Genomic DNA, 14,763 nt, shown 5'->3' with positions numbered 1-14,763 from the left:
ACAAGAGACGGATATTTTTAGATCAGAAAGCGATCTATTTAATTATATTCTAACGGCCATAACACATACATCATCAATCTGATTATTGTGTCCTTTCCATTCTTCGAATCTGTAATTTAAGACATCATGTTGGTCTTGTAGACTTTCCTGACTGATATCAAATAATAGTTTTCTAAAAGCTTTAATCAAAAACTTACGATTCTGTGGACCACCAAATTGATCGGCAAAACCATCAGAGAAAACATAGATCATATCATTTGGCATAAGATCTACAGTATGGTTGGTAAAAGGTTTTGGTTTATTCGATAAGCCAATAGATTGTCTATCTGCCTTAATGTGGAATAGCCCTTTATCATCATCTTCAAAAACAAAATTGACACCTTCTGTATTGAAAAGTTTTTGTCTAACGATGATCAACTCATTATGTGCTCCAGAATAGTTCAGTTTCATTTCTTTCCTATTTAAATTACATAAAGCGATGTCCATACCATCTTTTACATCGTCATAAGTACTTGTGTTGAAGTTTTCAATCACAAGACCTCTAACTTTATTAAGAATATCTGAAGGCTTAGAAAGTAAATATTCTTTTGTTGCTCTGTTTAATGCATTACTACATACCACACTTACCATTGCACCAGGAACACCATGACCTGTACAATCTGCTGCAGCAAAAATGACCTCATCACCTTTTTTATCTACCCAGTAGAAATCTCCAGCAATAATATCCTTTGGTTTATACAACACAAAGAACTGTCCACTTAATAATGACTCCATCTTATCATGTGTCGGTAAAAGTGAACGCTGGATCTTCTTAGCATAGCGAATACTATCGGTGATATCAGAATTCCTTTTCTTAATAATTTCACTCTGTCTACGGATCTCCTCTGTTCTCATGTCCACCTTTTTCTCCATTGTTTGGTATAAGTGGGCATTTTCTAAAGAAATTCGAATTTGAGATGAAAGTATCTTGATAATTTCTAAATGAATTTCACTAAAAGCACCTTCTACCAAGCTATTTTCCAGATAGATAATACTCTTTACTTCATTATTAGAAACGATAGGATAACATAATACTGACTTCGTATTGTTTGTCGTCACATAACTACTTCTTCCGAATTCGAAATCTTGACTGGCATTCTGTAAAATCAGATGGTCTCTTGTTTCAATGACCTTATTGATAATTAATGCAGGTATTTCGTTTTTGATAGAAGAAATTGGGTAGTTAACGGCTTCAATACTCTTATGAGTACGACTTGAACTTCTGGCTTTAAGGTATAGTTCGTTATCAACACTAGTAATAAATAAACCATTATTTGCTCCAGCATTTTCAATAGCTACTTTTAGAATGGAAGGAACAAGTTTATCCACAGAAAGTTCAGCAAAGATCATATTTGAAGCTTTCAGAATACTCTTAATATCAAAATCCTCATTTTGATTACTTGTCGCATTTATGCTTTCATCTTCACTTGAGTTCAGGTGATCTTCAAATAAATGATTTCCTTTCTTAACACCCCATTTCTCAAAGGCTTGAACTGAATACTTTTTATAATAGCCCGCTAAAGAATGATTTCCATACGATTCATACGCTTCGAATATTACTCTAGAACAAATCGCAGTGATTAAGTAATCATCTTTTTCCTTACTATACTCTAGTACTTGATCCAATAGATGAAGTTCATTTTGCTTCAAATGATATTTCTTCAGTAAGGTATCAATTAATAAGAATTTGGCCTGGAAGTTTTCAGGGTTAATAGCAGCTAATTTACTTAACCTCTTTTTATACCCTTTGATACTTGAAAGTGCCTTCTTATTACTTTTAGGATTTAATAAGTGAGCAACTGAATAATAGAAGATAAACTCATTTTGATAGAACACACCCATTAAGGCATCTTCTGAAGCTTTGATCTTATCTAATAACGTTACTGCGAATTCAATATCTCCAGAAAGTATACATTCAATCGCTTCGAATAAATAAGTATTACAAAGGTCACCCATACTGTTGATCTCTTTGTAATGATCTTGAATTTCTTCCCAAGACATCAACGCATTTTCATCTTGCGTCTCTTGTAATAATGTATTCGAAAGCTTTAAGATCGCCTGTAAAAGTGGAGATCTTGTTTCATTACTTAAACTTGATACTTCAATACTTTTCTGAACCTCTTTTTTTACATAGTTCAAATTCTTACCACCAAAGAACAATTGTGCTGATCGATGTAAGTTTAATAAACCTGTAAATAAGGTATCACCCGACTCATTTCCCAATAGGATGGCTTTTCCAGCTTTTTCAATAGATTCATTATACCCTTTGAAAATAGGGTAATATGAAGCCACCAAGTTCTGCTCAATAGAACAATTTAATGGTTTGTAATTGTACTTTTCTTCAAGTTCAATAGTAAATTCACCATACATTCTGGCATCGTCGAAATCACCAATTCCTGAATTCAGTAATGAGTAACAAGAGTAACCAAACGCTGATACTGGAGAGTTTCCATATTTCATACTTAGTTCCAATACCTTGAAAATTAGTATCGGGAACAACAATGGTCTTGAAATATAGGCAGGGAAGAAACACTCACTCAATAGTTGTAACTGCTCTAATTTACTCTCATCCGTTAAGTCTTTCATCTTTTGTAATTTCTCCAAAGAATAAGACTTTAACTTCATCTTCGATTTCATGACTCCCATCATGACATCCAATTGTTTCGGATGCTTTTTAAATCGTATTTTACTTTTTCTCAGTGAGGCACTAATCAGATCAATAGCTTCTGAGTATTTACCTAATACCACATATAAGTGTACCTTAATTAATACTGCTTCATGTAAATATGTACGGTCTGTACCATACTCTAGACATGAATTCACTATCGTCATACACTCATCGTAATTAGCACTTGCATAATAACACTGAGCCAATTTCAATTTGATATTTAACCAAATTAATTTGTTTTCCTTATTGATCTCCTCGCCTACATATTGTAAACCAAACTCCAAGAAGTTTTTGGCTTCGTCATAGGCCGCATTTTCAATCGCTAGTAAAGCCGCTTCATAGTTATGTTGAGCAAAATCAAGAGCATTTTCTTTCTCCTTAATTTCGTCAATACAAATATTTGCATGGTTTACTGCTTTTAACCTTACTTTCGGATCAGTAATATTGATGTTTTCAAGTAAAGAATAAGCAATTTTCAAGTGCCAATTCTTCTTCTCTTCTTCACTAAAGTGATTATAGTAAGTCTGGCTAATTCTATCATGAATAAATTGATATTCAATTTTTTCAGTAGACTCACTATCGTAATATTTATAGTTATCAGAAAGGGGAACTACAATGTTCATCTTTACTGATTTCTTTAACTGATCGATGACTTCCTTAGGGTCTTTACCAATAAGATTGGATAAAACAACGGCATCAAATCGGTTACCCAATAAAGAAGCAATGGCTAACTTATCATTAATTTCGCTTGAAAGTAGATCTTTCTTTTTTAGACTGATTTCAGCAACATTTTCAGTGGCCATACTTTCTTCAATCTTAGCAAAATTAATCACCCACTTACCTGTATCTTTATGATAATTGAAATTATCTTTTGCAGAGATTAATTCATTGATAAATTCATGAATATAATAAGGGTTACCTTCTGTGTTTCTCTGGATAATTTCACTTAATCGTTGTACCTCTATACTTGGAGATTTAGGAAGTATATCTCTGACCATTTCAATAATCATCTCTTTGCCAAGCGGCTCCAATTCGATATTGATTAATGGTTTTACTTTATTGATATCCTCTTTAATAGATTGGAAAATCTCACTTTCCTCCACTCTACTGGCAAATACCAATAATAGGCGCTCATCTTTTAGATCAGCAACCAATGCCTTCAGAAGGTTGACAGAAGATAGGTCTGCCCATTGGATATCGTCGACGAATAAGATAATCGGGTGTTGAGAGATAATCGCTTTAAAGAACTGAGAAACCGTATAGGTAAATCTTTTCATTGATTCCTTAGCTCCTAACTCTGCTAACTCATATTTATCATCAACGATAAACTTTAATTCCTCAGCTAGTTCTGTTAAGATTTTACCATTGGTACCAATGTTTTTAGCGATCAATTCTTTTAATGCTTCAATATCACTCGAAGACTTTAATAAAAGCTGACTACTTAAATTCTTTAGAATCTGAATGATCCCTAGATAAGGTACGTTACGTTGGTATTGGTCAAACTTACCCGCTACCGTAATCAGCTTCTCATCTAGAATTTTATTAATTCCTTCTTTAATAAAGGCTGTTTTACCCACACCGGATACACCTGTTAACGCTAAAACAGAAAGTCCTTCATTCTTTATGGAATTATAGGCATCAACAAAGATTTCACTTTCGTTTGTTCTTCCGTATAATTTATTCGGAATCTTTAAAGTGATCTCGATATCATCGATACCTGCATATTGAGGAAGTTTAAGGTTTCTACCAAAACAGAAATCTCTTAACCTTTCAAAGTCTTTAATTACCGCTTCAAAGTTATTGTATCTTTCATTAGAAGACTTTGCTAATAACTTACCAATCACTTCCGACAAGAATGGAGGAAGGTCCGGGTGCAATTTATGTACAGGAGGTGGCGAATAGGCAATATGTGAGTGAATTAACTCTAATTTATCTTTACCTCTGAAGGGTAAGTTATTAGTGAATAACTCAAATAAACATACCCCAATATTATATTGATCAGATTTTGCGTTTAAATAAGTATTGATACGCCCTGTTTGCTCAGGAGCGATATAATTCCAGTTATCATCTTCTAAGATAACAAGTGTCTGAAGTTTCGGGCTAGAACCATCTTCAGCACTTAGTTCATAACCGATTAATTCAACGTCTCTATTTTCAGTAACACAGATATTCTGTCTGGAAATATTATAGTGAATTAAGCCAGATTCGTGGAGTTTTTTTACTCTCTTTAAGAGCTTAATTGAAAGGTCTATTTTCTCGAGTAAAGAGAGAGACTTATAATCAATCTCAGCGAATCTAGACAGGATACCAAATTTATAAACGATTTGTTCCTTATCAGATTTAGATTGATCAATTAAAGAAAGATTTTCTAAAACCTCTGTTTCATACTTCATGTAAGCCTGATACTTCTTAGACTTTACAATCTTGTGTAACTGATGTGCTTTAGAGATACAAACTTTATAGTTTGTTGTTTCTTGTAGCCTTCTTAGTTCATCATTTATTGTACCGATATTTTCTAACATGCTAGTCCTATTTTTTCAATAAAATAACTGAAGTTTTTTGCTCTAAACCAACACAAAGTAAGAGTAGATGATCAGATTCAATCGTATCATAATGCAAAGCAAAATTGAATGCGACTGTCACCAATGTCATGTTGGCAAAGTTTGCTATGGTATTTATATATTGATTTGGTTGAATTTCCTCTCCCCAGAAGTCCATAAGAACAGATGAGGCTTGGTGTGAAATTAAAGTAACGTCTGTATTAGACACATTATTTCTTTCTAAAATTTCCTTCGACACTTTAACAGGTTCATTCATACCAAACTGCTTAAATACATTAACTCCTTGTTCTGTAAGGTGAAAATATGGGGAAGAAAATGTATTTGTATTTTCAAGAATTGGTTGTGATGGGTCCTCCTCCATTTTACCCTCTACATCGGGGGAGTTAGACATACATGAATAATCACTGGAGTCTACACTTACTCCATAATCTTCGATATAAAAACAATTGGTGTCCTCTGATTTTGTTACAATTAGAGCAGCAGCAGCATCAGACGCACTAATACTTGCACTACTTTTATAATCAACATGCTTTGTCCAATTGGACCCAAGGCAAATCAAAGCTGTATTTACACTCCCTGTTTCGATTAAGCTTTTCACCAAATGAAGGGCAGTATTCAGCTGGTTGAATTCATCGTTTAATGGAATAATCGAACATGTAGAGCTTAAACCTAATTCATAATGACACTTGGCCAAAATATTAGGAGTACTGTACTCCGAGATACTTCCATACCCGATTAATAAATCAATTTCATCAACAGGAACTCCTGCATCGCTTATAGCTTTAAACGATGCAGCAGTCATATATTCAGAAATACTTTCATTCAAGCCTAGTACTCTGCGTTCTTTATACCCTCTAAATAAACCATCGTCTTGGATGCCTTTAAAAATAGGGTCGTCATTATACCTAATTCTAGCAGGATAACTACAACCTTTGCCTGTTATCCTCACTTTTAAATCCTTACTCACTTTCAACCTCCTCTTTGCTATTAACCCAAGAGGGTGCTGAAAGTTTAAAATGCTGTTGAAGAACAATTTCAGCTGTTTCGAAAGCTCCTTCAACCCAACCTTGCCCATTTGAGTAGGCTTCACCACAGATAAATAAATCTACATTATCCACTGGTTTACAGATTTTTGGAATGATTTCCCAGCTTTTCTCTCCAATATTCCAGAAGTTTACTCCACCACCGAAGGGGTCTTCACTCCAATCTTTAAATGCAGCAGCATAAGGAGCTGGAGCATATTTTACTCCATGCATTTCTTGAATCTGTTGGTGCATGTACTTCACCATTAATGGATTTGATTTATGCTCTTCCCAAAGAGAAGTATCTCCATGCTCATGATCATGTTGTTCTGTCTTAAAATGTTCTTTCTTCTTTTGAGTTTCTAATCCCTGCCAGAAGAAGACACTTTGGCCATCATCATAAGTAGCCATTAATACCGAGTTGGTATTGTTAGGATCGGCTTTATCCAATTTACCTTCAGTTCCCCAATAATAAGTTTGTCTAATCGGTAAGTCTGTCACAGATCTACCTTCCGTTACCCCCACTTGTTCCCACCATGGGTAAGGGTAGCACATAAACATCTTAAACAAAGGAATTGGCGAAACTGACTCTATCAGTTCTTTGAACGATCCATCCTTTTTCATCAGTTTTGGATCAATATCGATAAGTTCTAAAGATCTTCTTGGCATCGCTAGAATTGTTTTTCTTGCATATACCGTTTCTTTTGAACCATTTATATCAAATACTAACTCGAATAATTCTCCCTCTTCATCAGAAGTTAAGTTGAGCTTCTCTAGTTTATAGAACATCTTCACTTCTCCTCCTTTCTCCATAAACTGATCCACCAAGGTAATCGGTAAATTTTCATAACCATCAACCAATAGATGGTAAGAATTATCTGTTGCCGCTAAATCAAAATTTAGAACTATGGTATCATAAGCATTCCAATTTTGGAATGTTGAATCGTACCCACCGGCTTTTTTAACATACTCTATTGCTTCGTTGCTTAATGACAATGACAATAAATTCCAGAAGCCGTATTCGTATAGATATTTCCCATTTACCTTGTAAGACTGAAGGAATTCCTTTAACTCATCCCCTTTCTTGGTTGTCACTCCAGGAATAATGGATTCTAATGCGAAGCTTAAAATTTCATCGCTTGTTTTTCCTTCCTCAGCAAAAGTAAGGTTATAGGGTAGTAATTTTTTATCAACTAATTCACTAAATCTTAGTCTAATATTTCTAAGGTAGGCGATATTTTCATCTTCATATACCGCTTCAGGTTTAGTCTCTAATTTTAAATAATCGACCAAAGAGGCAACATATTTTTGAGAAGATAGGAATCTCATCCCACCAAGTTCACATCTTGTATTGGGCATACCCGGAGGTGTAACCGATAATAAGCGTCCACCGATTCTACAACTTGATTCAAAAACACTGATAGATTTATTAGCAAATTGAGCGTCATTTTGTAGTCTCCAAGCACTATACACACCAGATGCACCGCCACCAATTACAGCAACATCGAGAATAGAGAGTTTGTTATTCATAGCAAAAAATTATGAGTACATAGCAAATTTGACTCAATATATATTTTTATTTTTATAAGACAGAATAATTTTAAAATGAATTCATATTTAGAATACATTATTTATTTAGTAGTAAGACATAGTACATCTACTATTAATATGATTATTCTACTATATAAAAAATGGTGATTTTGCAGTGAAAATTATAAAAATAAAAAATCTCCAAATCAATAGTACTACGACTATCAAGTTGGAGATAAAGTTGAAAAGAGTTTTAGGTCAATCACAGACTAACCTAAATCCTATATTATTTGCTTTCACAGTAGATGCTGCTTTAAAGCGATTGGTATTTCTACACCCATTTTCAGATGCCTTCCAACCACCTCCTCTAAGAACTTTTTCAGGAGTAGGATTAGAAATCTCATGATATGCATAAGAAGGTAAATAATCATTACTACACCATTCCCAAACATTCCCATTCATATCATAGATACCATATCTATTTTTATACTTTGTACCTACTTCATGAGTAGTTCCATTGGAGTTGCCTCTATACCAACCCACTGATGTTAAGTCAATTCCACCACTATAGGTAAATTTTTGCTGTGCTCTTGCTACATATTCCCATTCTTCCTCAGAGGGTAACCTAAATTTCTTATTCGTCAACTGATTTAGTCTTTGAATAAATTTTTGTACCTCCTCCCAACTGACAGTTTCTACAGGAAATTTTTCTCCTTTAAAGAAAGAAGGCTTTTTACCCATAATAGACCACCATTGTTCCTGCGTCACTTCGAACTTACCCATATAAAATTCTTCAACGTCAACTCTTTTTTCATCTTTCTCATCAGGATCACCCTTCTTATTACCCATGATAAATTCTCCTTTTGGAATCTTTACCATTTCAATAAATAGGTTACCGGGTATCGCAACATCAATTTGAGAAATTGTATTTTGAGCAGTTAGGTATTTTCCTTTTATTATTGTTAAATTTAAAACTTTCTTTTCGTTATCATTAATATAAATCACCTCTTCTTTACTACCATAACCTTCTTGAAGTACTTTTATTAAGTGTTCTCCCTCTGTAATCTCTCCTTCGTAAGGGAGGTGACCTATTAATCTATTATCTATATATAATTGTGACTGATTAGAAGTAGGCGAACAATTTACCAATAATTTACCTTTCTTTATTGAGGGTTGTAAATTTAAAAAGGTGGTATCACTATTAGTTATAGCGATTGTTTCTACACTTGTTTTATAAGATGGCTTACTCACCTCCACTCTATATTTTCCTGTGGAAAGTGGTATATAATTTTCGTATTTTATTATTGTCCCATTAATTCTAATTGTTGCTCCTTTTAATGTGTTCAATGAAAGAAAACCAAAGTGTGGTTTAAGATCTATAGATAAATCATACTCTTTCGGTTCTAATATTTCAATCTCTTGGGTAAAAGGTAGAAAATCTGGGTGCCTTACTGTTATTGTATGTTTTCCAATTTCCAAATAATCAACCAATCCAGGTGTTTTTAATCCTGTAGGTTTATCATCAATATATATTTCAGCTCCTACTATCGCCGGAGTAATTAAACGAATGCTTCCATAATCGGGGGTTAACTCATGAGCTAGTTCAACAGAAAACTCTTTATCAATAATAAGTTCTTGACTTATTGGTTGGTATAATGGTCTTTTTAATGAGTAGTTATACTTACCAAACTCCAATAATATCACTTTTGGTGTTTGTCCATAATACTCATTATTGATATAAATATCTGCCCCACTGTTTACTGTATTAAAAGTTACTAGTTGGAATTTTTTCTCCTCTTCTTCAACAATAACCCTGACCTTGCCAGACTTTAAAATCATTTCATAAGTTGTTGCTTCTTTTATTTTATGCGGGTAAATATAATTTCTTAAAATGCCCAAATTGGGGTGTTTAATTGTTAACCTTTTTGATCCTTCTGGAATATATACCCAATATTCACCAGATTTTGGTAATACTTTTACTATCCCATTTCCATCACCTTCGAATTCAAAGTTTTTCTCAGAAGTTACAACCTTTACTATAGCACATATTTCCCCATTTTGATCCTCCAAAGGTGATTTAATTCTCGCCTCCATGTCTTGTGTTAGTTCCTGAAAATTGACCACAGCAAGTTCAGGTTTTTGAGCAATTAGATACGTTGTCCAAAAAACAAAAATGTAAAGTAAAGATAGATGTTTCATTATTGAGTAAAGTAAAAAGAAACTCTCCCAAGACTATCATTCAAGTAATCTAAGCTTTACAAGAACAGTAGAAATGAGAGAGTCCCATATCATTAATAATCAGCAACTAACCTAAAACCTACATAGTTATACTTACTTGTAGGGTAAAAAGATAACCTTGCTTTAGTAGAACAATAGGAATAATTGTGAGCAAAACTACCACCTCTAATTACTCTATATGTTCCAGAGGTTGGACCAGTAGGGTTATTCTGATATCCGTAAAGATAATTTCCAAACCAATCACTACAGACTTCAGCTACATTGCCACTCATATCATATAATCCATAACCATTAGGATTTAACTGACCTACATATTGGGTAGAATTAGATGTTTGATTAGACCAAGCAACACTATTGATTGAACTTGATCCTGCATATTGATATGTTTCACCTCCATTAGCCGCATATTCCCACTCTGCCTCTGTTGGTAACCTAAAGGAATAAGAAGTTATTTCGTTTAACCTATTGATAAAATTGATGATATCATTGTATGAAATACTCTCTACAGGATAATTCCCACCTCTATGAGAACTTGTATTATATCCCATAACCGCAAACCATTGATCTTGGGTTATTTCATATTTACACATATAGAAATCGTTTACAGCAACTTCATGAATTGGGAAAGTATTATCATGATTGGAGTCTCCACCCATATTAAATGATCCACCAGGAATTCTGATAATTTCCATTGTCACACTTTCATTTAAATAAATAGTCTGAGAATAGTCATTTTCTTCCTCTTCATAGATAGGATCTTCTTGAACAGTAGAACTTACCGCTCTAAAACCTAATGCTTGTACAGATCCTGTTGGTAAAATATACCCTCTGTAAGTATTTGTTGAAGCATCATCAATCGTTAAATAAGACCCTCCTCTTAATACTTTATAGGTACCATAAGCTGGACCATAAGGATTATAGGTATCATCATATGAATACGTATCATACCAATCGTATACCCACTCAGAGATATTACCAGTCATATCATACAAACCAAAAGCGTTACTCTTTTTAGTACCTACTTCACTTGGAGCCTCAAATGAGTTACTTCCAACCCAACCAACATCATTGATATTATCACTACCAGCATAAGTGAAGTTTTCATTTGCCTTTGCTGCATATTCCCACTCTGCTTCAGTCGGTAACCTAAATATGTAACCAGAATAGTTACTGATTCTTTCAAGGAAATTAACAGCTTCTTCCCATGAGATATTATCAACAGGATAATTATCTCCATAGTAGGTACTTGGATTGTATCCCATTACAGCAACCCATTGTGCTTGGGTCACCTCGTATTTACCCATGTAGAAGTCAGAAACACTAACACTACGTACCGGCGTTTCATTATAATCACCATAATCAGATCCCATATTGAATTCACCACCAGGAATTCTTATCACTTCCATTGTAGTATATTCAGCAATGTTGATAGTCAATGATTCATTTTCTACTTCTTCCTCTTGATTATTGGCTGTAACATCCGATGCTGCTAACCTAAAACCTGCATCATTATAAGAAGCATCTGGCTCACTACCATTTCTTAATGTTACTCCAATATCAATAGATGAATTATGAGAACCACCTCTTACCACTCTGTACTCACCATAAGATGGTCCAGTTGGGTTAGATTCTTCATATGTAGGATATTCCCCATACCAATCATATACCCATTCCCAAACATTACCACTCATATCATAAAGACCATAAGCATTGGGTTGTTTGGTTCCTACTTCTTGTAGTGAATTTGAATTATTGACAAACCAACCTACATCATCATAAAATTCACTACCAGAATACATGGTATTTGCACCTCCTTTAGCGGCATATTCCCATTCTGCTTCAGTGGGTAATCTAAATTGTTCACCAGTATAACTATTAAGAGATTCAATAAAATTCTGAATATCATAATAAGAAACTGACTCTACAGGATAGTTATAGCCGATGGTATTACTTGGGTTTGATCCCGTAACAGCTTGCCACTGTTCTTGTGTAATCTCATACTTCGAAATATAGTAATAATCTAAAGTAACTTGACGCGGAGTTTCATCGTCATTCCCCACTTCATTACCCATCATAAAAGTACCTCCATTAATTCTAAGTACCTCTAATGGCACACCTCCAGGAAGCATAATTGTTGCCTGGCTCACTGCTCCTTTTTCATCTAAAGCAGATGTATCAATTAAATTCTGCTCTTCTAATTCCTGTAAAGAAACATTATTACATGCCTGAATTAAACCACAGGAAATTAGGAGAAAAAGAAATTTTATAAACTTTCTCATTATTTTCTTCTTTATAAAAATTAGTAAGAATATCTCCAGAATGGGAAGCCAACACCAAATTGATGTGTCAATCCTTTGTCTTGATATTTAATACCATACTTTAATACAACAGCATTAAATAATCTACCATAAACACCCGCCTCAGGGAATACTTTCATACCAGAATTATCTTTATCTTCTGCATAAAAAACATCCTCGTATGCATATGGATTATTGCTTTCTACCTCAACGTACTTACCATAGTAGCCAAAACCTGCTCCTACATAGAACCATACTGGGTAAACCACATTAAAAGTGAATCCCATTGACATGGAAAGGTTCGTATCTTTCACCACTCCAGTCGCTCTATACCCTTCAGAATCCAGTTCGTCTTCCTTAATTTTGTTGATAGAGAACATGTTTGTATTCATCTTTACACCTGTGTAGAAGCCCATCTTATTATGGTTGATTGATCCCATTGTAATCCCTAAATCACTTTCAGCATCATAAGAATACAACATAAAGAATGAACTGTTTCTATTCTTCCTTTTCTTGATCTGTTTAATCTCCGAATACGCCATACTGGTATATGGTGAATTGGGGTATTTTGAAGCATATCCACTCAACATATCAATGGCATCTTGATATTTTCTTTTCTTATATGACGCATCACTTGATTGTTTATATAATTCATATAAGTATCTATGCGCTGTTGAAGTCTTAGAGCTATTCGGATAATTCTGAATAAATGCATTACAATTGGCAATAGTAGGATGCTTCACCATGTTATTATAATCTACATCGATTCTTTCATTACTATACTTATCCTTTAACTCTTGATAATGCATTCCATTAGGAAAATTGTTAAAGTAATAAGAGTAAGCTCCATTTGTAATGGCTTCATTATAGGCTTGATTATCCAATTCTTTATAACGAGAATTCGCTTCTGTTTGATGATACCCATTCGGATATTCTCTTAAGTATTTTCTATAACCTGCAGGTGTATCTTCCGCTTTTGTATTTTCCCAAGCGGCATGATCTTTTTGAGCGACTTTCTGACGTTCCACTTCCAATATACTTTCTCTTGCTTGTGCTACATAATCACCTTGTGGATAAGCAGAGATGTAGTTATTGTAACCATTTACAGTATTCAGTGCCAAAGCTTCATTCCAAGCATCAAGGTCAGGATTATACTCTAACAATCTATCATTGATCTCTGTAACTTTACCTTCCTCAACAACAATATCTTTAGCTAACGTTGCATACTTATCTTTCTGAATCTTCACTCTATAAGTACCAATCAACACATCATCTCTAACGAAAGGAGTGTTTCCTAAAAACTCATCATTAAAATATACTTTTGCGTTACTTGGCACTACTGAGAATTGTACAGTACCTGTAATCGGAGTTGGGTTTAAATCAATTATTTTCTTCTCTCCAACAGTAACATTAATGTCTTTATACGCAGTTTTATGTTTATCTTTTTTTAGTTCCAGTTTTACTAAACCTGGTCTCACTCTAAACGTTCTTTCTTCAGATAATTTATTATTTACATATAAATACCCCCCTCTATCTTCAGAGTTAACAGTAATTGTAGCAAAATTTGGACGCATTGAAACTCTTAATGTATCACTTTTTAACGCCTCAACATCTACTGTTCTAGATTCTGGGATATACCATTTATGAGTTAGTTGGATTTTCCTTCTACCAATAGGAATGTTTGGAATATAAGCTGGTGTTTTTTGGCCAGTATTCATCCCATCTACTTTTATTGTTGCCCCATCTTCAATAGGTGAAGTAACATAAACACCTCCAATCAGGTCATGATGAATCTTTGTATTCTTACCTTCTACAATTTTGAAAGTACTTTCAACTAGTGTTTCATCACCTAATTCTATCTTGTATTTATAGGTTCCGACTTCATATAATTTCTGTATTTCACCACCATATTCTTCGGCCGTTCCTACAAACTGATCGTCTACATATACCAATGCTCCTTCTGGTTTAGTAGAGAAAATCACATAGCTGGATTTCTTCTTTTCTGGCTCAAAAATGAATTTTCCTCCTACTTCTAACGTAATGCTATATACGTTAGACTTCTTAATAGACATTGGAAAATTATAATTGGCTTTTTTGTTAAGTTCTGGCGAAGCAATAGAGATCATTCTAGTGCCTTCAGGTACATATACCCAAACTTCTCCGATCTTTTGTACCACACCTTCATGTTGAATACTGGTACCTAGAGAAAACTCCAAGTCCTTACGATCGGTTTGAACTTTAATAATGGCACATTTATCACCATTAATGTCTTCCCTTGGGAAATTCACTTTTGCATCCATGTCTGTTTGCTTATGCTCAAAATCAATAATTGATAGTTTTTGTGCATAAGAAGCAGTACTCATAAATACCAAAAGGAATAAGAGTAGTTTAAAAAATGACTTATTCAT

General features: G+C 34.0%; 6 protein-coding genes. All 6 read right to left on the bottom strand.

Features of this window, described 5'->3' with window-relative positions; genetic code table 11:
• Window positions 1-42: 42 nt before the first annotated feature.
• A complete protein-coding gene (locus HGP29_RS11955; protein ID WP_168882639.1) occupies window positions 43-5,229 on the bottom strand; it encodes an AAA family ATPase in 5,187 nt (1,728 codons plus the stop codon).
• Window positions 5,230-5,236: 7 nt separating this feature from the next.
• On the bottom strand, window positions 5,237-6,235 hold the full coding sequence (locus HGP29_RS11950; RefSeq protein ID WP_168882638.1) for a beta-ketoacyl-[acyl-carrier-protein] synthase family protein: 999 nt from the start codon (window positions 6,233-6,235) through the stop codon (window positions 5,237-5,239).
• Window positions 6,228-7,820, bottom strand: coding sequence for a flavin monoamine oxidase family protein (locus HGP29_RS11945; RefSeq protein ID WP_168882637.1), 1,593 nt, complete (start codon window positions 7,818-7,820; stop codon window positions 6,228-6,230). Before HGP29_RS11945 ends, HGP29_RS11950 begins: the two co-directional genes overlap by 8 nt.
• A 258-nt stretch (window positions 7,821-8,078) precedes the next feature.
• Window positions 8,079-10,019 (bottom strand): SUMF1/EgtB/PvdO family nonheme iron enzyme, encoded by a 1,941-nt coding sequence (locus HGP29_RS11940; RefSeq protein WP_168882636.1) that lies wholly within the window; start codon window positions 10,017-10,019, stop codon window positions 8,079-8,081.
• A 92-nt stretch (window positions 10,020-10,111) separates the two neighbouring features.
• Window positions 10,112-12,337, bottom strand: coding sequence for a formylglycine-generating enzyme family protein (locus HGP29_RS11935; RefSeq protein ID WP_168882635.1), 2,226 nt, complete (start codon window positions 12,335-12,337; stop codon window positions 10,112-10,114).
• Window positions 12,338-12,357: 20 nt separating this feature from the next.
• Window positions 12,358-14,763 (bottom strand): PEGA domain-containing protein, encoded by a 2,406-nt coding sequence (locus HGP29_RS11930; RefSeq protein ID WP_168882634.1) that lies wholly within the window; start codon window positions 14,761-14,763, stop codon window positions 12,358-12,360.

It is taken from the genome of Flammeovirga agarivorans (assembly GCF_012641475.1).
GTDB classification, from domain to species: domain Bacteria; phylum Bacteroidota; class Bacteroidia; order Cytophagales; family Flammeovirgaceae; genus Flammeovirga; species Flammeovirga agarivorans.
Note: the sequence above shows the minus strand (reverse complement) of the source record. Positions and strands in the feature narration are given on the sequence as shown.